Source organism: Marinomonas vaga (assembly GCF_055388305.1).
Genome location: NZ_AP043903.1, coordinates 821110 through 845942, shown reverse-complemented (window position 1 = coordinate 845942; position 24833 = coordinate 821110). Strand labels below are relative to the sequence as shown.

The window sequence follows — 24833 nt, the reverse complement described above, 5'->3', positions numbered from 1 at the left end:
CCGATTGGCGCGCTTTTTTGTGTCTGGTTAGAAGTTTTCGTAAGGTAGGTTTGATGTCAGTCGAGCCAAGCCTTTAAATAACTTGATCACAGACCAGATCCAAACCCCCAATAAAATAAAGTAGCCAATCACAAACAGGGCTAAGACTACGCCGACGATGCTCAGGCCAATACCCCACCAAAAGATCGAGATCATGTTGCGGTAGTGATCTTCAAACAGAGTGCCTTTCGCGTCCCTTGCTTTAGCCATGGCCCACACGGCGCCAATTACCCAAAAGATGCCTGTGAACAAACCGAAGACCATCAGCAAGTAGGCGATGAGTGCTTGGGTTTTTGCCTGTTCGTCTCGTTCCGTCATCATCATATGAGAGTTACTCCAATTCGACTACGCAACCAAAGGCTATCATGAGAGAGTCTTTTTACCCAAAGTAAGTCGCTATTTATGCACCACAGTATTGATCGATTCTACAGTCTCCAAATAACTAGGGTTAAGACAGCTTAAATAAACTTTTCTGTTATTTTTTCGAGTCAAATAATAGCTTAAGTGGCGGTTGTGACGTTGCTCAGTATTATCCTGGGCTTCGTCTCCGACCAGCGGAACTGCATCACATATATCGACCAAATCATCTACTAAGATCGCGCGGTTCCCTGCAGGGGTGCGAATGATGACAATTCGTTGGTTGATTGGGATTTCTTCATAACGCTCATCTTCGTCTAAATCCTCAAAGTTAAGGCCGAACAAAGTCTCCATATCGTAGAGCAGTAATGATGCCCCTTCATGTTGGAAGACCCCTAATACATTTTCATCGGGGACTGGAATCAGAGGGATATTTGCCATTTTTATTTCGACGATGTCAGTCAAACGCATGCTAAACGTAGTCTTTCGACGAAAAACTAATAGCGTTTCCTTTTGCGAAGTGATTTCTTCAGAAAACATATTCGAGCCAAATTCATGGTCTTTCGCTTGCGTCGAACGGCACATCTTTGAAATCCCTATTACCGTAGGGTGAGTACGCAATGTGTCTACATCCAAATTGAGCAGTAAAGACTCATCTGGAGTGGCTGAGTTGGGTTTACCAATAGAACTGAGCCATTGCTTTCCTTTGAAGTCCTCCTCTGGCAGATCTACAAACGTTTCATCTGGAATAGACACGATATTCAATATATCGTCCACCAAGAAAGCTACGGTATGTTCTTCTGAGGTTTTAAGGGTGATAGCAGGGCCTGATTGTCGTGGTTTATCTAGACTACTTTTACCGAACAATAATAACTGTAAGTCAATTACAGGCACGTACTCCTCAAGATAAACTACTTCTCCTAAGATGATGTCTGCATTGATTTTGGAGGGTGAGAGTTGCCTAACTTGAATAGTTGCATTGACCTTATCGGATTCGATCGTGATCGGTGCTCCCCCCATTTTCATTAAAAAGTATGACGATGTCAGACTTACTTGGGAGTTATTTGTCTTGCCATGATCCAATACGGGGGCAGCTACCGTTGCCATTGGTAAGTCATTGCGTGAGAACAACCAGTCGGTGTTTACGATCACGCTGTCTTTATTCAGTTCTGGTACAAACAGAGTGCCATGAATCAGCTGGTTATCACAGTTTGTAAAATAACTGGGAGGAGCTGCATTATGTTCGGTTAGAGAGATAACTTCACTGATCGTTAAGCCAATACATAAGTCACCCCGGGATAGGATCAGCAACGCATTGGTGGTCTGTTCATCCTCGCTAATAGTCGATCCAGTTAATATATGAGTATGCAAAACGGGAATGCTTTGTTCTCTAACCCGAATGGTGCCAGCGACCACTGGGTTTGCACCTAACATGGGTGTTAAGTGATGAGCTGGCAAAACCTCTCGAATTGTTTCAGCTGGAACACTAAACAAGTGTTTGGCAAATTCAAAAATACCAAACACTGTGTCGACTCTGTCGATTGTGTTGCTGGCAGCAGTGTTAACCATTGTCAGAAACCACTGAAGCTAGTTGTTGCAAGGTACTGTGGACATCTGAGGTAATATTTCGCTGTATTTGCTGTGACGATTCAAAGGCTTTTATTAAGTTGCGAGTCTCGGTTACATTCCAGACGATGGTTTGGAATGCAGAGCTGGCTTCTTCACTGATGTTCGAGCCTTGCTGAATACTTGATTTAATCTCCTTCACAAGGCTGTAAATTTGCTCCGCTGCTTGTGAAGATTCTTCTGCTAAACGTCGTACCTCACTTGCTACGACAGAAAAGCCGACGCCATGAACGCCTGCTCTAGAGGCTTCAACAGCGGCATTAAAGGCTAACAGATTGGTCTGACTGGAAATTTCTCGAATATGGGTCACGATCTCAGAGATGTTTTCATACGCTCCTTTTACTGAGGACCAAGATTCCCCAATCTCATTAATCAATTTTTCACCATGTTCAGCGCTGTTCTGCGTATTTTGTGATGCAATTGCGGCTTCGCTTAACTGTTTTGCTGACGACTCTAGGGTGTTGAAAACATTGGTAACGTTATCACTCATGTTCTTCGTCTCATCAATGATGAGGTTTTGCAGCGCCATCTCTTGAGTGATGTCGTATGCAATTTTGATGATCTTACTGACATTACCATTCAGATCATAAATAGGGTTGTAAGAGGCCTGAATCCAGACATCGCGATTAAACTTGCCAAGGCGATGGAAGCGGCCACTGATAGGCTTGCCTTCACTCAAATTGAGCCAGAATGAACGGTATTCGTCCGAGCGAACATATTCTCCACTGCAGAAAATGGAGTGATGGTGGCCTTGGATTTCTTTCAACGTATAGCCCATCGCGCTAAGGAAGTTATAATTCGCTGTTAGGACATTGCCTTCTAGGTCAAACTCAATGGTCGCTAAGCTCTTATCGATTGACTCAACCTTGGCCTCGTACTCCGCCGAAATCAATTTATGGCGCGTTATGTCTTTGGCGAATTTAACGACTTTTTTGATTTTGCCATTCAGGTCGAAGACTGGATTGTAGGTGCCGTGAATCCAAATCTCTTGGCCGGTTTTAGTGATACGTTTGAATTCACCGCTGTAATATTCTCCCCGACCAAGCTCACGCCAGAAATTGGTGTACTCTTGGCTCTCAGCGATATCTTTTGGCACAAACATCCTATGATGTTGATCTTTGATTTCGCTGAGCTCATATTGCAGCGTGTTTAGGAAGTTGTCGTTTGCACGAATAACGTGGCCATCAGGCGTGAATTCAATGACGGCATCTGAGCGCTCGATGGCATTCATTTTGCCTTCGATTTCTAAGAAGAGCTGCTTCTCATGTGAAACATCTTGACCTAGAACTAAGACACTTTCGACATGACCATTACTATCAGGTAATGGTTGGAAAGTGGCCTTGAACCACACTTCATTACCTTGCTTGTCGAGTCGGCGGATCTCACGGTTGATGACTTTGCCTAATTTAAGGTTGCGCCAATCTTCTTGATAACGATTACTCTCAACAGTGGCTGATGCCATCAGTGATGTTTCTTCCATCGCTTCAAGTTCTGCCACGGGATAGCCTAGGGTCTCGGCAAACTTTCTATTAGCACGGATAATTTGATGATCGAGGTCTAGCTCCCAAACGCAATTATTAGAGTTAATAGCGCTATAAAGTGTGTCTGCACGTGCTTTAAGGCGTTCATTCGCCGTAATATCAGAACAGAATTTTACAACCTTGTAGACTTTGCCATTTACGTTACGGATAGGGGTGTAAGTACCTTGAATGAAAACGGTTTGCCCTTCGCTGTTGTAACGCTTGAATTGACCTTCTTTAGCGTGCCCACGAGCGAGTTCCTTCCAGAATGAAATGTAACTGTCTGAGATGGCTTCTTCACGAGAGACGAACATAGAATGATATTGACCGATCACCTGACTTTGTTCGTACTTCATTGTAGTTAAAAAGTTGTCGTTGGCTTTTAGAATACGACCATCTGGTGTGAACTCTACTACGGCTTGGGTATTGTTGATGGCGTTGAGCTTTTCTTCACGATCGATCTCTATTTCTTTTTGCTGAGTGATATCGAAACAGATCTTGATGACTTTGGTCACTTCTCCATGTGGTCCATGGACAGGTAGGTACATGCCAAATAGCCACAAACGTTCGCCGTTGGCATTTATTCTAGGGAAGGTTCCTGAGTAGCTCATGCCTAGAGATCGCTGCTTCCAAAACTCTGCGTACTCTCGTGATGCTGCAGTTTCTTCATCCACGAACATACGGTGATGTGCGCCTTGTACTTCTTTTCGAGAGTAGCCAACGCTGCTAAGAAACAAGTTATTGGCATCGATAATGGAGCCATCGGGGGAAAACTTAATCATTGGTATGTTATCGAGCATACTTTTCACAGCATTTTCGGCTTCGTACATAGAGCGCAGCCCGAACTCTGAAAACTGACCAATCAGAGCGAACTGATCGTTATCACAGGTGACGAGTTGTCCTTTGAATGACAACAAATCAGCCCCTTCTGCAAAGCTTATAAAAGTGTCACATGTAAGAGATTCTTTTAAATCTTCAAAGTGATTCCCTTTCACACAGACCATAACATCATCGAAAAATAGAGGTTGGTCTTTTAGCTCTTGTGGTTTTTTTCCTAAGAAGCGTGCAAAAGCGTCGTCTGCTTCTATGAGTAGTCCTTCTCCTGTGAAAGTGGCAACTCCCAAGTTTGCTTTCATCATGCTGACAAAACGTTGAATGACAGATTTTTCAGATAGAATTGAGTGTACTTCGGGATTGAGAATGTCTTCTAATTGGTGACTCATGTTCACATGTCCTGTTGTATGCAGAAGCAGCCTAGATGCTTTAGTAAAAACTAATGTTTTAATTGCCAACTAGTTAAAGACAAGATGCCGTAATTGTCAGGGTGAGTTTGATTAACTCTTGTTGCGCTATGTTAAGAGCTGTAATAGGGGTGTTATTTTGTAACTGGCGGGTAGCGAAAATGTTTGAACGTCATAGGTCTGCCCTTTTGACAGATCTATGACATTGTTCAAAAAAGAGAGTGGACTAATCTAATTCGATTACGCAATTAAACGCCACCACCACGCGATCCTTTTGTCCAAAGTAGGGCAACGCAGAATGTTTCAGATAAGAAGGGAAAATCACCACTTGGCCTTCTGTAGGGGCAAAGTCCCAAAAGCCTTGATTGCCTAAATAGGCGGTGCCAGGGTCGGCGTAGTGTTCCGCATTCACTCTTGGATCGTAAAACCGGTTGATACCATTGCGCTGATCTAACGTGGCGTCTCCCGGTTCTAGGTAATAGATGCCACACCATGAGCAGTTAGGATGGGAATGGGCGTCATGGTAGCCGCCGTTTTGGGTAATGTGATACCAAGATTCAATCGCATGGGCGTAGGCGGTGACATCTTCTGGCCAATGGGCGTGATTCACTTCTCCGGCCACGTCTACTACGATTTCTTCCAGTATACGACGCAGCTCCATTACTTCGGGTACTTCTGCGTCGAGATAGTCTAGCTGGCTTTCAAACAGCTTGTGCTTGGCGAGTACCGCCACTTGGCTGTCTACCTCACTCGCCTGTTGAGCTTGGCACTGGTAAATATGTGCCAGCAGGGCATCTTTTAAAAACTCATGATCTGCCAACTGGGCGACAAACAGAGGGGTTGTCCATGCGTCAATGGCTTCAATGGTTGGGCTGTTCATGTGCAAAAAAATGCCTCAAAAGTCGTTCAACAATTGAGGCATTGTAACAGAGAACTCGAGTAACGGATTCCCTGGGAGAGGGTTACTTGATGATGAGCAGTACCGTACTGGCCGTGGCAAGGCCCATCAAAAGGTTAAAAACTCGGCGTCGTTTAGGGTTGTTCAAATAACGGCGAATGGCCATGCCACCCCATGCCCATAAACAGATGGCTGGGCCGCCCATCAAGGCAAATAAAATAATGATCCAAACCCCAGATTGCACATACAGGTCACCAGCGATGGAAAAAGATGTGATACAGCCGATGGTCATCATCCAGGCTTTGGGATTCACGTACTGGAATAACACGGCTTGCCACCAACGCATGGGGCGATGGTTTGGGTCCTTGGCGCTGATTTCATCTGTCGGAGCACTGCCAAGCTTCCAAGCGAGCCACAGTAAATACACGCTACCGACGACTTTTAAAATGTCGTGCGCCGGAGGCCAGAGGATAAAAATAGTGCCAAGCCCCGCCAATACTGAGGTCAACAAACACGCCATACCCAATACAATACCTAAAATATGCGGGATGGTACGGACGAAACCAAAGTGTGCACCGGACGCTAAGAGCATCATGTTGTTGGGGCCGGGGGTGACCGATGTGATGAAAGCAAAGGTCGCCACGGCGAGGTAAAACGAGCTGTCTAAAAACATAGGGGGCCCCTCAGTGGGTGGTGTCAGAATGGATAATGTAACGGGGTTTTCCTAGCTCGTTTAGGGACACTTGCTATGGTTTTTTGCCATACAGAAAAGGATCTATGCATCTGTATGGCAATCTGCATGGTGGGTTGTATGGAAGATCACATCACCACACTATCAAAAATGAACTGCAGGGCGATGTACCCCAGCATGACCCCCATTAATCGGTTGATCCAGAGAATACGGTTGCCTGATAGAGCCGCTGTCTTAAAGCGAGATCCGAGTAACCAATAGGTGGTCGGAGCCCCTGCCGCCAGAGAGCTCAGCAAAATAGACCAGAGAGCGATACTCGGCCCCACGATATGGGCATTAGGAAACTGTATGGTAACAACGGGTAAGATCACGATCAGCGCCTTAGGGTTACTTAATTGCATGATTAAGCCACTGAGGAAGGTCAACTTGGAGCCCTCTTCCTGATTGACTTTAGGGCTTGGTCGGGAGCGTAAGATCTTAACCGCCAGATACAACAAATACAGCCCGCCGAGCAAACCGACCACTCGCTGCAAATGGGGTGAAACGATGGCTTCCCCTAAATAGCCGATCAACAAAAACAGCAGGCACATGGCGACCCCAACCCCCAGACAAAATTGCAAAGTCCGCCAGCCTTCACCTTTGACACCCGCGAGCAGAGTCAGCAGGTTTACTGGGCCTGGGGTATACATGATAGATAATGAGAACAACAGAATTTCGAGCATAGGGTGTCCCTCTTGAGCCTCGTGGGCAGAGTCGGTTGGATTCGTTAGGTAAGGTTATCGTTGCGCTAGAAAGCGCTGATATTGGCGCGGCGTGGTGCCAAAGATCGGCTTAAAGCGACGGTTGAAGTGGCTCACGTCATTAAAGCCAAACGACATGGCAACGTCCTGTACAGACTTGCCTGACAGCAAGGCTTGTCGTGCTTTATTGATACGACCATTGAGCCAAAACTGATACGGAGTCATGCCAAAGTGCTGTTTAAAATGACGCAGCAGGTGAAACTTAGACATGTGAACCGCCTGACTGAGATCGTCCAGAGAGATCTCTTTGTCTAGGTTGTCATAAAGATAGTCCCGTGCCCGCAGCAAGAGGATGTCCCGTTGCTTATTGGGGGTTAAAGGAGCGATTCCGTCAAAGCGGGCCAGCTGCTCTGCAAATTCAAACATGGCAGACGTGTAGGCAAAGGTGCTGGTGTCCTCATCCTTCACCAAGTTTGCCAATTGCAGAATCTGATGGCGTAGCAAAGGGTCTTCTAGTACAGGTGTCCCAATGCGGAACTGCTCTGCTTGTCTAACACCGACTGCGTCTAAAAACGGTGCTAATTGGTTTGGGTGCACATAGAGCATTTGGTAGCGCAAGGTGTCGTCACTGCCGGACTCCCCATCGTGGGCATCGTCTGGGTTAAACACCAGTACGTTCCCCGGATAGCTGTGGCGCTGCTCCCCTTGGGTAAAGAAATCTTGGCGGCCTGCTAAGGTGACACCAAAGGAGAACTCTTCGTGGGCATGGCGGCCGTAAGAAAAGTCAGTCATAGATGCGCTCAGCAACATTACACCGTCAACGGCTTGGCTGGTGGCAAATTGAAACTGATTGTCTTTCGGCATGATCACCTCAGTGCAAATAGAACCCTTGAGTAAGGATTAAACTCTAACCCAGTAAAGTAAAGAAAGATTGGATGAAATTGCGCAATGCTTTGCCCATTGGTGTTAGAACCGAGAGAATAGGGGAGCTATCGATTGACCACAAGGATATACATGACAACTTTGCAGCGTACGCTTTACGACTACTTTGGTTTTGACCAGTTTCGCGAAGGCCAGCAACACACCATTGAGCAACTGTTGCAGGGGCAGTCCTCCTTGGCGGTGTTTCCCACGGGCTCTGGCAAATCCTTGTGTTATCAATTGACTGCTACTCAATTAGCTCACTTAACCTTGGTGATATCCCCCCTGATTGCCCTGATGCATGATCAGCTGGCGTTTTTACAAAGTAAGGGAATCGCCAGTGCCAGCTTGGACTCCACGCAAAGCAAAGAAGAAAGTCAGCAGGTGATGCAGCAAGTGCGTAATGGCGAGATCAAAATCCTAATGATCTCTGTTGAGCGTTTTAAAAACGAACGCTTTCGTCGTTTTATTCAAGGGGTGCCTATTTCCATGTTGGTGGTGGACGAAGCCCACTGTATTTCTGAGTGGGGGCATAATTTCCGCCCCGATTATTTGAAACTGCCCCAGTACCAACAAGAGCTACAAATCCCATTGGTGCTATTGCTCACCGCCACTGCCACCCGTCGGGTGCAAAAAGACATGGCGTTGAAGTTTCAAATCGCCCCAGAGAACATAGTGCAGACGGGTTTTTATCGTCAGAATTTGGACATTGACCTCATCACTGCCCAAGGCCAAGACAAACAGGCTTTGCTGCGCCAAGTACTGAATGACACACAAGGGGCGGGCATAGTGTATGTGACGCAACAAAAGACCGCTGACGACTTGGCAGCCAGTCTTCAGCAGAGCGGTTATTCTGCAGTGTCCTACCACGCGGGGCTTGGCAACGAGGTTCGCGCCGCCATTCAAAACGATTTTATGGCTGGGCAGACCCGCATCATAGTAGCGACCATTGCGTTTGGGATGGGCATCGACAAATCGGACATTCGCTTTGTGGTCCATTATGACCTACCGAAATCCATCGAAAACTACAGCCAAGAGATTGGTCGGGCGGGACGAGATGGTTTGCCAAGTCGCTGTGTGATGTTGGCGAGCCTAGAGGGGCTTCATGTTCTGGAGAACTTTGTCTATGGAGATACCCCCGAGCCCCATGCCATTCAAACCTTGCTGCAAGAAATGGCTGACAACACTGTCCATGGGGAATGGGAAACCCAAGCCTATGGCTTATCCCAGCTCACGAATATTCGGGCCCTGCCCTTAAAGACGCTGCTGGTACAACTGGAGTTGGCGGGGGCCATTGTGCCGCGCTACAGCTACTACAGCGATGTAAAACTCAAATGGAATCAAAGCCTTGAACAGATTGCTCAGTCTTTATCAGCAGAGCATCACACAACACTCCAAAAGGTGGCACAACAAACCCACTTTAAAAAAGTATGGGGCGTGCCGGACTTCGAGCGCTTGCACCAGCAAGGTATCGAGCGAGGCATGGCCTTAAGTTTACTAGAGCATTTGGCGGATCGAGATCTGATTGCCCTAGAAACCAAAGGCCTTACAGAAGTGTACGGAGTACAGGTTGAAAAACTGACGCCAGTGTTGGCTGAAGAACTGCAAGCCTATGTCACCCAAAAAGAAACGTCAGAAATCGAACGTATCGCGACCATGATTCGCTTCTTCGAACTGGGTCGTTGCTTAAATCATAACTTAGCTCGCTACTTCGGTGATCAACAGGCCCCAGAGCAGTGTGGTCACTGTTCTGTCTGCCGAGGGGAAGTGCTGACCTTGAAACAACAGGAAGACGACACCTCTCTTGATGATCTCAACACTGACCTGCAAGGAGCCAAACTCTGGTTATTGCAAAAGCTGCCATCAGAGCAAGTGACGCCAGTATTGTTAGCTCGATTCATGGCGGGTTTAACGCAACCTGTGTTCACCAAACTCAAAGCCCGACAGCAGCCAAGCTTCGCCAAATATGAGAACGTGGCGTACAAAACCTTATTAAACCAAGCAGAAAAACTGTGAAATGATACACTAGCACCGTCTTAGTTTATTGCTCTTACGGTGCTTGTTTATGAGTTTTTCTACCCTTGGTTTGCACGCTGATTTGCTGTCTATTTTGGACCGTCTTGGCTACCAAAATCCTACGCCGATTCAGCAGGCGGCGATCCCAGATGTGTTGGCTGGGCACGATGTGATGGCGGGGGCGCAAACGGGCACAGGTAAAACGGCAGCCTTTGCTTTGCCTTTGATTCAGCGACATCTGACTCGTGCTGACATAGAGAAAAGCATTCGTGTGTTAGTGCTTACTCCGACGCGAGAACTTGCACAGCAGGTCCACCAAAGCTTTGTCTCCTACAGCCAAGGGCTTCAGTTGAATGCCGTCGTGGCTTACGGCGGTGCCAGTATTAATCCGCAAATCGAAGCTCTGAATGCTGGCTGTGATGTGCTGGTAGCAACCCCAGGTCGTCTATTAGAACTGGCTATGAAAGAGCTGATTGATCTCACCACGGTTGAGACCTTGGTACTGGATGAAGCGGATCGCATGCTGGATATGGGGTTCATTATCGACATTGAACGTATCCTGAAGCGCTTACCTGACACACGCCAAACCCTATTCTTTTCGGCCACTTTTAACGATGAGGTGTTTGCCCTCAGCAAAACTCTGTTAAACCAGCCTAAGCTGATCGAAGTTGCGGAGCGCAACGCCACTGCCGCTAAGGTAGAGCAGCGTATCTACGAGGTTGATAACAAGCGCAAAGCGGGCTTGGTGGCCTATTTAATTGGTTCTAAAAACTGGCAGCAAGTACTGATCTTTACTCGTACCAAGCAAGCGGTTGATGAGCTGGCGAAAGAGTTAGCAAAAGACGGTATTAGCGCCGCAGCCGTTCACGGGGATAAATCCCAAGGTGCCCGTGATAGGGGGTTGGAAGAGTTCAAAACTGGACAGGTGCGGGCCTTGGTTGCCACTGACGTGGCGGCTCGGGGGTTGGACATTCAACAGCTGCAATACGTGATTAACTATGAGTTGCCCTACAACGCGGAAGACTACATTCACCGTATCGGTCGAACGGGACGAGCGGGTAAAGAGGGCTTAGCCGTGTCCCTCGTATCCCATAAAGAGAAGTATCTACTGGCGGACATCGAAAAACTGACTGGGGAGCATTTTGTGCCTCAGTGGATGGAAGGGTTTGAGCCGAATCCCATGGCGCAAGAAGACGCTAGCAGTTCTAAACGTAAACCTTCTAAAAAAGCCCTACGGGCGAAGGCCCTTGGCCAAAGTGGTGGCGGCAAACCGAGAAGCGGCAAGCCCCGCCGACGCTAATCCCAACAAGGCATGACTAAGCCGCCAATACCCAATCGGCAGCTTGGTCTTTTTGCTGGAAAACCTTTAGGTTTGAGGAGATCAGCCAACTGGTCGCGCGGATCAAAAAGTTGTGCCAGTGGTTGTGGCCCACAATGGCAATGCGGTTGAATTCGGAGCCAATTCTCAAACCGTGCAAGAGCTCATTCCAAGCGCTTCTGGCGCTGACACTTTTTAATTCACTCAGATCTACCAATAAAGCGATGTTAGCCGATGGAATGGCGTACACCGCTGTGTCCATCATCTGGGAAAGCTTTTTAAAATCTTGGCGGCTAGGGTGACCCGACGGCTTCATGTTGAGAACCAAGGTATCTTGGTGGCGCTGGACATTCAGTGAAATGTTGTTGGCTTGATTTGTCATAAGGCCCTCCCCGTCATTCGTAACGTTAATTAAGTCCTTATAAGGTAAAGCAAAACTCAGGTTAGGAAAGTTGATTAGCTGCGTAACGATTGTAAGGTCACACTGATACTCTTAACGTTCTGGCCGGACTTGGTAGGAAATGGGGATGAATTTTCAGCCCATGTTGGTAAATCATCAAGAGGATAAAGAGGGTGTCAAAGATGAGGTGCAAAGCGCTGCTTAGGTGCAGCGCTTTGCCAAAGGCTTAGTCTTGGATGTTGCGAATCGCAAACACACCATAGCCAGCAACCACTAAGAAGCAGGCAGCGGGAACCAGATAAGATAGGCTAGCGCTCTGGGTATCGATTACAGCCCCTTGAACCATAGGCATAATAGCGCCGCCAAGGATCGCCATGACCAATCCTGCTGAGCCAAACTTAGTGTCTTTACCTAGGCCATTTAAGGCAATGCCGTAAATGGTAGGGAACATTAAGGACAAACAAGCAGAGATACCAACAATCGCCCACACGCCAGTGATATCAGACACTTGGGAAGCGTATACGCACAACAAGGTGCCAGCGAAGCCCAGAGTGGCCAGCAAAATAGTGGGACGGAACACACCAATCAGCCAGGTCATTACAAAGCGCGAAATCAAAAACAAGATCAGGCTGTACTGTAAGTAATCCGAAGCACTGGCTTCGGTGCCGCCAATGGCTTCTTGAACGTATTGAATTGTGTAGGTCCAGACACAGGTTTGCGCCGCCACATTGAAAAACTGTGCCACCACGCCCCAACGGTATTGTGGCAATTTAATGAGGCGTTTAAGGGTGGCGAGAAAGCCATCGTGCTGCTCTTGTTCATCACTGACACCTGCGTTTTCAGCACGGGGAACTTTGACAAAGGCAATCAGCAACCAGATTACCAACAACACCAGCGCCATGCCCACATAGGGCGTCATAACTGCCTGCAGCTCAGCTGCACGGACTGCGTTGAGTGCCTCTTGAGTCATGGCTGCACGCTGCTCTGCGGTGGCCGTGTTCAAATTCGGTAGGATCAATACGGCCGCCAAGAAGACCCCGATATTGGTGCCTACAGGGTTAAAGGCTTGTGCCAAGTTCAAGCGGCGGGTGGCATTATGACGGGGCCCCATGGCCATAACAAACGGGTTTGCTGAGGTTTCTAGGATCGACATCCCCGCAGCCATAATAAACAGCGCAGCTAAGAAGAAACCATAGCTCATGGAAATGCTAGCAGGATAAAACGCTAAAGCCCCTAGACAGGCTAAGCCTAACCCTGTCAGTACGCCTGTCTTATAGGAAAATCGAACATTGATGAAAGCGGCAGGCAGAGCCAAACAGAAGTAAGCGCCATAATAGGCAAATTGCACTAGGGCAGATTGCAAATTCGTCATGGTAAAGATCTTGCTGAAGACTTTAACCAAGGGGTCGGTCATGTTGGCTGCTACACCCCAAGCGGCAAAGCAGGTGATCAAAAGGATAAATGCCAAACGCATGTTGGCATACACAAACGGTTTTGATTCGTTTTGATGCATAAATCTGGTCTCTGTGAAAATGCTATTTTTATAGTAAGCCGAGATATTCGAGGAGAGCTGTCAAGGCACAGTAGCCAGCCAGATTAGAGTGGGAATGCTGATAGAAAATTAACGGGAGATTCTAAGAGTGCACATAATGAGTAAAAAAAGCATATAAAGCCCTCCTTAATTCATGGTGGTCACCCCAAAAGATGTTTTATGAAGCACTCAAAGGAGAGTAAAAAATCGCGGCAAATTTTCGGCTTCCGGCTATGCTCAAATAAACAATAAAAACGGAGTACTTGTTATGAAGTTCGGACTGGTCGATCGACAAGGTTATGTTCCAGATTTAAATTACGGCGCATCAGGTCAAGAACTGGCGTGTTTTGTCCCTCCTGATTACCCTTTCACACAGGTTTCTTATCAAAACGGCGAAGGCGAAGTGCTGGTGGATGGCCACACTTGGCGATTCATTTTTACTCAAGAAGGCATAGGCGTTGAGCTGATGGCCGGCATTGTCACCCTCAAAGAAGCAGACAAGTTTTTGCATGACATCAAATCCCACATTTGGGGCTCCAGTCACCAGCAGGTGCAAATTTTCATTTCTGGTGTCGCACCAGACTAATCTTGTTATAGGTGGAAGGCTAATCGACGATTATTTAATTCGATCGTCGATTTTCTTTGTTGCTTTTTTTAGTTTGTGATAAATGTAACTTATAAGAAATTTTGTCGGCACATCAAGCAGGTAAGCATAACCTAGCCGGGTGGCTCACAAGGTTTCTCTGCAATACACAAACCAACTTAGGTTTACATGGAATGTTTTCATGATGTTTCAACCGTAGGTGGCGTGCAGCCAAGTTGAATAATGTTGTCGAGTGTTGAAAACAAGCTGTGTAACTAACGAGGTTTTCATATGACGGTACGTGCGAAAATAATCGCTCTTGTTGCGGCTGGGGTGATTCTCCCTGTGCTGATTATCTCTATTCTATTTGTGAGCTCTGTGCGTTCTGATGCGGTGAATAAGTTTGCTCAGCAGGCGGAATCTGAAGTGGGCCATGTGGATGCATTGTTTTCCATGTATTTGAATGGATTAGCCGAAGATGCGGCCTTTTTTGCTCGCTCTGATGTGCTCAAACAACTGACCCCTGGCAGCATTGAAAGCTACGCCAAACAAAAAGCCAAACAGATGACCCCTGAGTCGAATTCCCCCCAAGAGCAGGCGGCGTTCTCATTATTTGATGACTTTGGCAAAACCCATCCTGACCTTGCCTACATTTGGTTAGGCACCAATGACGAAGGTTACTTGCAGTACCCACTTGGCAAGAGTGCAGACAATTACACCCCATCAGAAAAAGGTTGGTATAAGCAGTCGATTAATGCCAAAACCCCAGTACGTATTCCGGCTTACCGAGACACCTTCACAGGGGCGCCACTGGTGGACTACCTGCAACGTTTTGAAGGCAAAAACGGTCTCTATGGGGTCGTAGGTGTCGATGTGACCTTGCAGAAATTGACGGAGCTACTTGCGGATGTGAAGTTTGGTGGCGAAGGCTATGTGGTCATGGTGGAGGACACCAATACCATCTTGGCAGACCCAATGGATCCTGAGAATAACTTTAAAAACATCAGTGACGCATCCCGTCCTTACGCGTCTTTGGGAAGTGACAGTGCCATTCAAACCATGATGTACAACGGTGAAGAGTGGTTCGCTAAGGTGTACACGTCACCAGAACTGGGATGGAAGTTTATTGGCCTGATTCCAAGCAGTGTGGTGTATGCTCAAGCAAATAACCTGATCATGATGACCGTCATTGTTGGTGTCATCATGGTGGCTATCTTCGTTTTGATAGGCTCCATATTAGCGGGTGTGGTGCTGCGCCCGGTACGAGATATGGCCGATCGATTGACGGCGATTAGCCAAGGTGACGGTGATTTGACCCAGCGCCTTGAGGCGAACAGCAAAGACGAATCCGGCCAGATGGCGGAAGCCTTCAACCGATTTGTGGCCTCCATTGATGATATTGTCGGTCATACTAAGCAGTCTTGTGGACAGATCAGCAAGGTGGCCAACGAGTCGGAAAGTCTGTCTTCAAACCTCAGCAATATCGTAGCAAAACAAGCCAGTTCAGTGGATCATTTGTCTGCCGCTTTCAATGAAATGGTGGCGACCGCCAATGAAGTAGCCTCTAATTGTACGTCCGCGGCCGCGTCGGCAGAGGACAGTGAAAAACACGTTCAATCGGGTAACAAGCTGATTCAGCAGACGATGGACTCGTTGAAAAATCTAGAAACTGAGTTAAACAGCTCCAATGAGTCCATGACCACCTTGTCCCAAGAGTCTGACAACATTGTGGGGATTCTAGACACCATTAAAGCCATTGCTGAGCAAACGAACTTGCTAGCCTTGAACGCAGCCATTGAGGCAGCACGAGCAGGGGAACAAGGTCGAGGCTTTGCCGTGGTAGCTGATGAAGTTCGTACCTTGGCAGGCCGTACGGCGGAATCGACGGATGAAATCGATAAACTGCTGACCCGTTTGCAACAGCAAACCCAATTGGTGGCCGGTAAGATGTCTAACAGTGTCAGCGTGGCACACAGTTCTGTGGATTTAGCGTCCCAGACCTATGTGGTGTTTGAGCAGATTCTTGAATCGGTGCAAACCATCAAAGACATGATGATTCAAATCAGCGCCTCTGCGGAAGAGCAACATTTGGTGGCAGAGGAGATCAACAACAATGTGTTGGTGATCCATAACGGTTCTAGCGAATCCAATGACTTGTCTTCTCAAGTGTCTCACACTGCGGCCGCATTGAATGAATTGTCCAGTGAGCTACAAGCCATGGTGACGCATTTCAAGTCCAGTAAATAAGCTCGGCTTGGATATTTGATATTAGCCATTAGCTATAAAAAAGCCCCGCTCTGAGCGGGGCTTTTTCGTGGTGATTGACCGATTCAGCCTTAGGCGATACGAGTCAACCAACCGTGTGTATCAGGTGCTTTACCCCATTGGATGTCGTTTAGGGCTTGGCGAAGTTTTTGTGCCATTGGACCAATTTCACCATTGCCTACTTTCACGTCTTTACCGTTATGAATGAAGGTGCCAACAGACGTTAGTACCGCAGCTGTACCAGACAGCATGGCTTCGACACCTGGTTTAGCAGCGCGTTCTAGTAGCTCTTCTACAGACACTTCACGCTCAGACACCGTCATACCTAGGTCTTTCGCGATTTGTAGGATACTGGAGCGGGTCACACCGTGTAGGAAGCTAGAATCCAATGCCTTAGTGATGATTTCGTTGCCATCTACTAACAGGAAGTTTGCGGCACCGGTTTCGGTGATGTAGCCGTTAGGGCAGAACAAAACTTGGTCTGCTTGGAATTTTTCTTTCGCTTCTAGGGTTGGAGCCAACGCGCTGGCGTAGTTACCGCCGCTTTTGATCATTCCCATGTGCGGTGCACAGCGTTGTCCTGTTTCATCTAGCAGAAGACGCAATGCACGCGCGCCGCCTGCGAAGTAGTCACCCACAGGAGATAGAAGGATGTAAACCATAGACGAATCGGATGGCGCTGCGGCTTTACCCACAGCAGCTTCGGTACCGATATGAGTCGGACGAATGTACATAGAACCTGGAGGCGTAGGTACGTCCGCAGCGTATTCTTTTACGATGTCGACGATCATATTAGACACTTGGTCTTTGTCGACTTTTGGAAGAGACAATAGCTCACTGCTTTGGGCGAAGCGGTTGACGTTTTGGTCCATTCGGAAGACATGCACGCTGCCGTCTTCGTGACGGAATGCTTTCAAGCCTTCAAAACAAGTGCTTGAGTAATGCAAGACGTGCGCACCTGGGTGAAGAGAGATGCTGTCTGATGCAACGATCTGAGTGTCAGACCATTTGTTATCTTCGAATGTTGCTAATGCCATTTTCGGCATAAACACGCTACCAAAAGCCGCCATTATTGTTTCCTACTGAGTTGATAAAAGAATACCTAGAGGTAAGTTGGGTTAAGTTTGGGCAGGCTCGAGTGGATGTCCAAATCTTAAGATAACGATACTAAAACAGATTGGGTTTCTAAGAAAGCCGCATTCGCCGTTTAACGGGGGCTTGCTGAGAATTATCAAAATTGATCGCGCCTAGATTTGAGATCAAAAAAATCCCCTAACCGGCGTTTTCCGGCTAGGGGATTTTCTATAAATTGCTCAGTAAGTGATTGGCTTAGCTGGCATTTTGTACTTGAGAGATATAATGGTCAGTACGGTTGGTGTTTTTTAATGGTGCCAACTCAGTGACATGTAAATCTTCATGGTCAGCTTTAAGGGCTTTCACCAAACTCCACATCATTAAAAACATGATGAAGGCAAACGGTAGACCCGCTGCAAGAGAGGCGGTTTGCAGGGCCTTCAAGCCACCTGCGAGCAGCAATACGGCAGCAACTGCACCTTGACCCATACCCCAGAAAATACGGTAGCTATGTGGCGGCTCATTGCTACCCATACTCACTAAGGTTGTGATCACTAGGGTACCCGAGTCCGAAGACGTGACGAAGTAAGTAATGATCAATACGATAGAGATCAAAGCGACGATGTTAGTAAGCAAGCCTAAATCAAGCTGCTCGATCACCACGAACAAAGGTTTTGAGATATTCTCGTTCACGGCATTCATTACCGCGCCAGTACCGAAGCCACCGTCTGCAAACAGCTCCATGTACATACCTGTGCCACCAAAGATCGACATCCAGAAGAAGGTCACTAAGGTTGGTACTAACAAGACCCCTAGACAGAATTCACGGATCGTACGACCACGGGATACACGGGCAATGAACATACCGACAAATGGTGCCCAAGCAATCCACCACCCCCAGTAGAACACTGTCCACCAGCCTTGCCATTGACCTTCAGGATCAGGATCGACCCAGAAGCCCATAGGGATGAAGTTAGCAACGTATTCCCCTACGTTTGTCACGAAGAAGCCCAGTAAGAAGACCGTTGGGCCTGCGACCAAGAACACTGTGATTAAAATCACCGACAGCCACATGTTCATTTCAGATAAGATCTTGATGCCTTTGCCTACCCCTGTCACAGCAGAAACGGTTGCGACGACCGAGACAACACCAATGATCCATACCTGTGACGTAGTACCGATGGGCACATCGAATAAGTAATTAAGGCCCGCGTTAATTTGACCGGCCCCTAAGCCCAGAGTGGTCGCGACACCAAATACCGTACCAAACACCGCTAGGATGTCGGCAATGTGTCCGCGCCAGCCAAAGATTTCATCCCCAAACAATGGGTATAGGGCGGAGCGAATCGTCAGGGGTAAGTTATGACGGAAGGTGAAGTAGGCTAACGCCAACCCAACGATCACATAAACGGCCCAGCCATGGAGTCCCCAATGTAAGAAAGTCACCTGCATGGCCGTGTAAGCCCCTGCCATGGTATTCGCAGTCCCTTCCGCTAAAAATGGATTGCTCTGAATGTGGTACATAGGCTCGGCAATGGACCAAAACAGTAAGCCGATACCCATACCAGCGCCGAACAGCATGGAGAACCAAGAGAAATAGCTGAATTCAGGACGCTCATCTTTACGACCTAAGCGGATATTGCCGTATTTAGACGTCATCAACCAAAAGATAAAAAGGATGAAAATACACATGGACGCTATGTAGAACCAATCCAAAGTGCTTTGAATCCAGTTTTGCATGCCGCTAAAAATGCTACCGGCTAGTTCAACGTCAGAAATGGTAAACAGAACGAATGCGAGAATGACGAACTTGGATAGCATCGCCATGGGTGGGTTTACATCACGGAATAGACCCTGATCGGCGACTATCACGTAATCCGTATCAGAATGCTTAGAATTAGCCATTGGTGTCCCTCATGTCATAGTTATGTACACAAAGTATGCAAATTTCATGGGGCAGTAAACTGACTAAGAAATAATGAAAGCCATTAGTTAAGCTTATATTTAAAGGTTCTAAAGTAGTTGTACCCCTTAAGTCTTGTGGGCTAAAGCGACGTTTCCCTACCGGTCAATGACTAATATTTAAGAGTGAGAGTTTAGTTAGATAATTTTTTAATTGTCTGAAATTTATACACATTTTTAACGAATTATTAGGTGTTTATCATAGCTGTACTTATTTTGATCAGCTGTAACCCTGATGCATGGAGTCTCTCAAAAGTTAACGTCTCTCCTCTTGTGGTTGATAGTATTTTGCCTGCTTATAGTGTTATTTTGCGTTTTTTGCTGCATGAGAACAGATTGCTTACATGGGTAAAGTGACGCGTATAGGCAATTGAGTGGGTTACAGCGTCTGTTTTTCGAACCATTCTCCGATCAATGCAAATACCTTATTTATGCGGGGGCTGGTCCTTAGCTCCCTGTGTGTGACCAACCAAAGGGGTAAGGTCATTACTGGACCAAACCCTTGGAATGCTCGGTTGAGACGAGGTTCGTTATCACCGATAGCCTCTGGGAAAAAGCCAAGTCCATGCCCTCGTAATACCAGTTGCCATTGCAGGGGTTGAAAGCTGGTCACCAATCTAAAGTTGGCAGTACTGACAGGCCAACCTAAGGGAACTAGATGGTTGATGAGTTCGTCATTACGCTCAAATCCGATAATCTGCATGCCCTGAATAGCAGCTTTGGTACGGTTAGTTGCAAATTGGGCAAGGTAATCTGGCGTGCCGTAAAACCAGATGGGCTCATCCATTAATTTGCGTGCGATCAGATCTTCGTCCTTTGGTCTAAAGCTGCGAATGGCAATGTCTGCATCTCGGCGTTTGATATCTGAGACCTGATTACTTACATGAATGGTTAGCTCGATTGTTGGAGCCTGCTGACATATGTAGTCCACCAAGTCTGGTATGCGAAACAGAGCGTCAATTTCACTGACAGAAAGGCTGACTTCTCCTTCCAAAGATTCCGTTAAACCAGCCACTGCAAGACTGACATTTTTTGCACAAACGCCCATAGGTGCAGCGAATTCTAATAGCCGTTGACCTGCGTCGGTAAGTTGCAAGCCTGTGCTCAGGCGCTCAAACAAGGTCACTTTAAGAGACTGTTCCAGCTGATAAATCTGGCGACTTAAGGTGGGTTGTGTCATGCCAAGGTGGATAGCCGCCTTAGAAAATGAGCCTTCTCGAGCGGCAGTTATAAAGCCTTTTAAAGCATTCCAATCCAGCTGTTCATAATTCATTGCCATGCAAAAATGTATATCCGATCTTTAATAATGGGCGATTTTTAAAGGATAAAGGTAAAAATATACTTCTCCTATACAAAATTATAGGAGGTAGTCCATATGTTTTCACATGCGCATCACACCATTCATAACAAGCCCCATGTGGCGATTGTAGGGGGTTCAGGGAAACTTGGGCGTTACATGATTGATGAATCCTTGATGCAGGGGTACCGTGTGACGGTGATTTGCCGCCCGCAAAGCGTGACTAAGTTGGCCCTTTGGGAAGGGTTGATTGACGTTGTGCCAGCCTATACAGATGACCAAGGGGCATTGACTAAGGCCTTGGCTGATGTGGATGCGGTACTAACCGTTATGGTCTGTTGGGGGGTAAACGGCTACGCCACACACACGGTTGAAGCGGTGTTAAACGCTGCGCCAAAAGAGGCTCGTTTGGTGTTCTCCGGAGGTTGGCATTTGAGTCGGGACGGTTTGGATCAGTATCCTTTGAGCTTACGCTGTTTTGCTGCGGTGTTTGGTTCCCTAGCTCGTTGGTTAAGGTTTGCAGACTTGCGTGATCAAGAGCGCGCCGCTAAGACGGTGTTTGAGTCTGGCCGTGATTGGACCCTTGTTCGTGGTAGTGATTTAGAAGAAGGGGAGAGCGAAGGCTTACCGGTATGGGCAGAGCATGTGGGGGATCCTCGTATTGCGCACAATCGAGTCCGCCGTATCGATTTTGCTAAGTTTATGGTGGCGGCGATTAAAAACACGGGCTTAAGTCAAAAAGCGCCCGCCATTGCGAGCACTCGATTGTCTAGTCAGCGGTTTAAAAGATTGGGTCAAGGGTGAGCACAAGGCGCTGCTCCCCAGCGGGAATAGTGGGCGAGCGATGGATAATCCCTGCCCCCTGGTTACCCGGCCAGCCTTCACCTTTTAATAGGGCCACATCACCAGAAGCGATGGATTGAATCTGATCTGTGGATGTCATAAGTCCGGATTGCTCATCCGGTAGTCCGCCATTGCCACGTCCTAGTTTGCTGCGATCCGCATCTTGATGGGCCAGCCATTGGGTCGCGGGTCCTTGGTAAGTCGTAATCAAGCGGCACACCACTTGATCCACATGAAAGCGCGGGCAAGAGGCACGATCGACCACTTCTAATCGAAGGCCCACGCTATCGCAGCCCATTAAACAGCAAAACGCATCGGTTAATTCTGAGATGTCATTGATGAGCGGCTCTAGGTTATCTGTCTTGCCAAGATGGCGAGTTAGAGCTTTGCTCACCGAATCCGGTGTCACTTCTTCCCGAACATTTAAGTGAGGACTTCTATCTGAGAGCTTTTTGGTGGCTCCAATAAGTGACTCAGATTGCTCCCTCTGCCACGTGACCATGTTAATCGTCGCACGGTCGATTTCGGCAAGTCCGATGAGCTCGGATACAAACTCTGATTTAGGGTTGTTGGTAATGGGAAATGCCTGGGCTAAGCTCATGCGGATTCCTCCCAAGCAGGGAAGGGATCATTGAGGGAGTGCCAGTAGTCCACGCCTTTTAAAACTTCTTCTTCGCTCAGCAAACAAGCATTTAGGGCGGCTATCATCTGGTCCTTTTTCAGGTTTTGGCCGATAAAGACTAATTCTTGGCGCATGTCTCCAAAGGGTTCATGCCAATGCTCCATGATCATTTGGCGGGATTCTTCGTCCTGAGGCCAGCGATCCTCCGGTACGGCACGCCAAAACATACCTGCGAAACCATAGTGAGCAATGCCCCCGGCTTGGCTCCATTGCCCAGCAAATTGAGGACGTGTCGCCAACCAGTAATACCCTTTGGAGCGGATCAATTTGCCATAAGGTTCCGTGTTATGTAGCAGGTTATAGAAGCGCTCCGGGTGAAATGGGCGGCGAGCCACATAGGAAAAGCTTGAGATGCCGTATTCTTCGGTCTCGGGAGTGTGTTCCCCTCGCATTTCTTTTAACCAACCTGCTGCTTGTTGTGCTTTCTCAAAGCTGAATTTGCCTGTGCCGAGGACTTTTTCAATGGGGACGTTACCGTGCTGCATAGGCACGATTTCAGCAAGGGCGTTTAACGAACGTAAGATAGCTTGTAGCTGCTCTAGCTCTGCAGGGCTGATAAGGTCGGTTTTGCTGATGAGCAGCATGTCGGCGAATTCCACTTGGTCAACCAACAAGTCTGCTACGCTGCGCTCGTCTTCCTCCCCTAAGCTTTCACCGGTTTCTTGTAGGGATTTTGCGGCTTCGTAATCTTTCATGAAGTTAACCGCATCCACTACGGTAACCATGGTGTCTAGAGTGGCTACGTCAGATAGGCTGATGCCGTCTTCGTCCGTAAAGGTAAAAGTCTCTGCCACGGGCAGTGGCTCTGAAATACCGGTGGATTCGATGACTAGATAATCAAACTGGCGGGCATGGGCCAAACGGCTCACTTCGATTAATAAGTCTTCTCGCAAGGTGCAGCAAATACAGCCATTACTCATTTCTACGAGCTTTTCTTCACCACGGTTGAGTGATACTTCCTGATGAATTTGCTCAGCATCGATATTGATTTCACTCATGTCATTCACGATTACAGCCACACGCAGCCCCGCGCGGTTGTTTAGGATATGACTTAGTAGGGTGGTTTTTCCTGCGCCAAGAAAGCCGGATAAAACCGTGACGGGTAATTTGGGGATATCGGTAGTCATTATGCTCTCCTCTCGAATATTAATGTTATAACATAACATTAATATTCAGTTAAATAGCCAAGAGTCAGACCAGCTCAGACCACGATGGGAAATGTGCACAGAACGTAGAAGTTGATTCGATTTGTGTCATTGAGATGACATTAACTACCGATTGTACACATTTTGTGCCAAATTTTAGTAAGAGAGGCATTACGTCAGGTAAGCGTCGCGAAAGGTTTTGATCGGATAGGGAGATGTCTATGAGTGTCACTATGAAAGTTTTGGTGGGGATGGTGCTGGGTATTCTGGTAGGGCTCGTCATTAATTTGACGGGGATGAATGCATCAGGATCTTGGGCCAATGCTTACCTCACTGAGGGGCTGTTTAGCGTTGTCGGCCAGATGTTTGTAAATGCGTTAAAAATGTTGGTGGTGCCCTTAGTGTTTTTCTCTCTGGTCTGCGGTGTGTGCGGGATCGGAGACGTAAAATTACTAGGGCGTATTGGCTCCAAGGCCTTCTTGCTGTACCTCCTTACTACAGCGATTGCTATTGCTTCAGCCATTATTATTGCTGCGGGCTTTGGTATCGGTGAAGGTATGAATGCCAGCTCGGAAGCTAACTTTTCAGGCAGAGAGTCGCCACCGTTAACTGATGTGATCGTTAGTATTATTCCTTCTAACCCCATTAATGCCATGGCCCAAGGGGATATGTTGCCAGTGATTTTCTTCTCCATCTTGTTTGGTGTGAGTATTTTGATGGTGGGGAAAAAGGCAGAATCCGTCAGTGATTTTGTCGAAAAACTGAACGAAGTCATGATGAAAATGGTGACTGTGGTCATGGCGGTTGCTCCCTATGCAGTGTTTTGTTTGATCGCTCGTGCGATAGCCAATTTAGGGATGGAGTTACTCGGTCAACTATTGGGCTATGTGTTAGTGCTCATTGGTGTGCTGATGTTCCATTTGTTCATCACACTGCAGGTGGTGCTCAAGTTGTTTTCTGGACTTAGCCCGCTGACATTTGTTCGCAAGATTCGTAACGCTCAAGTTTTTGCTTTTAGTACGTCCAGCTCCAACGCCACCATTCCTGTTACTTTAAGGACGGTGACGGAGCGAATGGGGGTGCGTAACTCGGTGGCGTCTTTCACCGTGCCTTTTGGTGCGACCATTAATATGGATGGTACGGCGATCATGCAGGGTGTCGCGACCGTGTTTATTGCCAACATCTATAATGTCGATCTTGGGATGGGCGGTTATTTAACGGTCATTCTGATGTCCGTTTTGGCATCTATTGGTACGGCAGGGGTCCCAGGTGTGGGGCTGATTATGTTGTCTATGGTGTTTGCTCAGGTCGGTTTGCCGATCGAAGGGATTGGCTTAATCTTAGGTGTGGATCGTTTGCTCGACATGATACGTACGGCGGTCAATATCTCTGGGGATGCGGTGGTGTCTGTGGTGGTGGCCAACAGTGAAGGCCAAGTTGATAAAGATGTGTACAACGATCCAGAAGCTGGTGCCATAGGAGAGGTTCATATTGGGCAACAGCCTAGCTAGTTAGATGCATTAAGCGTGAGATAAAAATCCCAGCCTTGGCTGGGATTTTTTGTGCTAAGTGTTTTATCAGAGGCTGGGTAAGTGACAACAAAGTGTGAGGATTGGCTGCAAACATGTAGCAAGCTTGCAACCTATGTGAAGCCTCGCCAGTACGGTTGAAATCCCTTGGCACA

The 24833-nt window shown here is 47.5% G+C and carries 20 protein-coding genes; 6 read left to right on the top strand and 14 right to left on the bottom strand.

Annotated features, from left to right (window positions below):
- Nucleotides 1-27: 27 nt before the first annotated feature.
- The 7 genes from ACZ5DR_RS03945 to ACZ5DR_RS03915 form a co-directional block, all read right to left on the bottom strand.
- Entirely contained in the window at nucleotides 28-363 is a 336-nt protein-coding gene (locus ACZ5DR_RS03945; RefSeq protein ID WP_377366434.1) for a DUF4870 family protein, read from the bottom strand.
- Between the two features lie 72 nt (nucleotides 364-435).
- Nucleotides 436-1965, bottom strand: a complete 1530-nt coding sequence (locus ACZ5DR_RS03940; RefSeq protein WP_377366435.1) for a chemotaxis protein CheW — start codon at nucleotides 1963-1965, stop codon at nucleotides 436-438.
- Nucleotides 1958-4765 carry a PAS domain S-box protein gene (locus ACZ5DR_RS03935; RefSeq protein ID WP_377366436.1) on the bottom strand — a complete coding sequence of 936 codons (2808 nt, stop codon included), beginning with the start codon at nucleotides 4763-4765 and terminating at the stop codon, nucleotides 1958-1960. The genes ACZ5DR_RS03940 and ACZ5DR_RS03935 overlap by 8 nt, the downstream gene beginning before the upstream one ends.
- Before the next feature lie 244 nt (nucleotides 4766-5009).
- Nucleotides 5010-5663 (bottom strand): TIGR02466 family protein, encoded by a 654-nt coding sequence (locus tag ACZ5DR_RS03930; protein ID WP_377366437.1) that lies wholly within the window; start codon nucleotides 5661-5663, stop codon nucleotides 5010-5012.
- A gap of 82 nt (nucleotides 5664-5745) precedes the next feature.
- Complete coding sequence (locus ACZ5DR_RS03925; protein WP_377366438.1) at nucleotides 5746-6354, bottom strand: LysE family translocator; 609 nt, start codon at nucleotides 6352-6354, stop codon at nucleotides 5746-5748.
- Nucleotides 6355-6500: 146 nt separating this feature from the next.
- On the bottom strand, nucleotides 6501-7094 hold the full coding sequence (locus tag ACZ5DR_RS03920) for a LysE family translocator (RefSeq protein WP_377366439.1): 594 nt from the start codon (nucleotides 7092-7094) through the stop codon (nucleotides 6501-6503).
- Between the two features lie 54 nt (nucleotides 7095-7148).
- The gene (locus ACZ5DR_RS03915) at nucleotides 7149-7976 is read right to left on the bottom strand and encodes an AraC family transcriptional regulator (protein ID WP_377366440.1); all 828 of its coding nucleotides are present in this window, start codon (nucleotides 7974-7976) and stop codon (nucleotides 7149-7151) included.
- Nucleotides 7977-8126: 150 nt separating this feature from the next.
- On the opposite strand from ACZ5DR_RS03915, the gene ACZ5DR_RS03910 reads away from it, so the two are divergent.
- Both ACZ5DR_RS03910 and ACZ5DR_RS03905 read left to right on the top strand, forming a co-directional pair.
- Nucleotides 8127-10049: a RecQ family ATP-dependent DNA helicase gene (locus ACZ5DR_RS03910; protein ID WP_377366441.1), complete on the top strand. Its 1923-nt coding sequence runs from the start codon at nucleotides 8127-8129 to the stop codon at nucleotides 10047-10049.
- A 49-nt stretch (nucleotides 10050-10098) separates the two neighbouring features.
- Nucleotides 10099-11349 (top strand): DEAD/DEAH box helicase, encoded by a 1251-nt coding sequence (locus ACZ5DR_RS03905; protein ID WP_377366442.1) that lies wholly within the window; start codon nucleotides 10099-10101, stop codon nucleotides 11347-11349.
- 16 nt (nucleotides 11350-11365) lie between these two features.
- Here the strand turns inward: ACZ5DR_RS03905 and ACZ5DR_RS03900 are convergent, their stop codons facing one another.
- Together ACZ5DR_RS03900 and fucP are read right to left on the bottom strand one after the other, a co-directional pair.
- On the bottom strand, nucleotides 11366-11749 hold the full coding sequence (locus ACZ5DR_RS03900; protein WP_377366443.1) for a SpoIIAA family protein: 384 nt from the start codon (nucleotides 11747-11749) through the stop codon (nucleotides 11366-11368).
- 244 nt (nucleotides 11750-11993) lie between these two features.
- Nucleotides 11994-13280 carry an L-fucose:H+ symporter permease gene (gene fucP / locus ACZ5DR_RS03895; RefSeq protein WP_377366444.1) on the bottom strand — a complete coding sequence of 429 codons (1287 nt, stop codon included), beginning with the start codon at nucleotides 13278-13280 and terminating at the stop codon, nucleotides 11994-11996.
- Nucleotides 13281-13566: 286 nt separating this feature from the next.
- Here fucP and ACZ5DR_RS03890 point away from each other — a divergent pair, with 286 nt between their 5' ends.
- A complete protein-coding gene (locus tag ACZ5DR_RS03890) occupies nucleotides 13567-13884 on the top strand; it encodes a hypothetical protein (protein WP_377366445.1) in 318 nt (105 codons plus the stop codon).
- Between the two features lie 288 nt (nucleotides 13885-14172).
- Nucleotides 14173-16128, top strand: a complete 1956-nt coding sequence (locus tag ACZ5DR_RS03885; protein WP_377366446.1) for a methyl-accepting chemotaxis protein — start codon at nucleotides 14173-14175, stop codon at nucleotides 16126-16128.
- An 89-nt stretch (nucleotides 16129-16217) separates the two neighbouring features.
- Here ACZ5DR_RS03885 and ACZ5DR_RS03880 read toward each other — a convergent pair whose 3' ends face one another.
- The 3 genes from ACZ5DR_RS03880 to ACZ5DR_RS03870 all read right to left on the bottom strand — a co-directional run bounded on the left by ACZ5DR_RS03880 (nucleotide 16218) and on the right by ACZ5DR_RS03870 (nucleotide 20461).
- Nucleotides 16218-17216 carry a branched-chain amino acid aminotransferase gene (locus ACZ5DR_RS03880; protein ID WP_377366447.1) on the bottom strand — a complete coding sequence of 333 codons (999 nt, stop codon included), beginning with the start codon at nucleotides 17214-17216 and terminating at the stop codon, nucleotides 16218-16220.
- A 259-nt stretch (nucleotides 17217-17475) separates the two neighbouring features.
- Nucleotides 17476-19125: a BCCT family transporter gene (locus tag ACZ5DR_RS03875; RefSeq protein WP_377366448.1), complete on the bottom strand. Its 1650-nt coding sequence runs from the start codon at nucleotides 19123-19125 to the stop codon at nucleotides 17476-17478.
- A gap of 436 nt (nucleotides 19126-19561) precedes the next feature.
- Entirely contained in the window at nucleotides 19562-20461 is a 900-nt protein-coding gene (locus tag ACZ5DR_RS03870) for a LysR family transcriptional regulator (protein ID WP_377366449.1), read from the bottom strand.
- 96 nt (nucleotides 20462-20557) lie between these two features.
- Here ACZ5DR_RS03870 and ACZ5DR_RS03865 point away from each other — a divergent pair, with 96 nt between their 5' ends.
- Nucleotides 20558-21283, top strand: a complete 726-nt coding sequence (locus tag ACZ5DR_RS03865; RefSeq protein ID WP_377366450.1) for an NAD(P)-dependent oxidoreductase — start codon at nucleotides 20558-20560, stop codon at nucleotides 21281-21283.
- Here the strand turns inward: ACZ5DR_RS03865 and ACZ5DR_RS03860 are convergent.
- Both ACZ5DR_RS03860 and zigA read right to left on the bottom strand, forming a co-directional pair.
- Nucleotides 21261-21923 carry a DUF1826 domain-containing protein gene (locus ACZ5DR_RS03860; RefSeq protein WP_377366451.1) on the bottom strand — a complete coding sequence of 221 codons (663 nt, stop codon included), beginning with the start codon at nucleotides 21921-21923 and terminating at the stop codon, nucleotides 21261-21263. The genes ACZ5DR_RS03865 and ACZ5DR_RS03860 overlap by 23 nt on opposite strands.
- Nucleotides 21920-23131, bottom strand: a complete 1212-nt coding sequence (gene zigA, locus ACZ5DR_RS03855; RefSeq protein WP_377366452.1) for a zinc metallochaperone GTPase ZigA — start codon at nucleotides 23129-23131, stop codon at nucleotides 21920-21922. The genes ACZ5DR_RS03860 and zigA overlap by 4 nt, the downstream gene beginning before the upstream one ends.
- Nucleotides 23132-23370: 239 nt before the next feature.
- On the opposite strand from zigA, the gene ACZ5DR_RS03850 reads away from it, so the two are divergent.
- Nucleotides 23371-24660 (top strand): dicarboxylate/amino acid:cation symporter, encoded by a 1290-nt coding sequence (locus ACZ5DR_RS03850; RefSeq protein ID WP_377366453.1) that lies wholly within the window; start codon nucleotides 23371-23373, stop codon nucleotides 24658-24660.
- Nucleotides 24661-24833 lie beyond the last annotated feature (173 nt).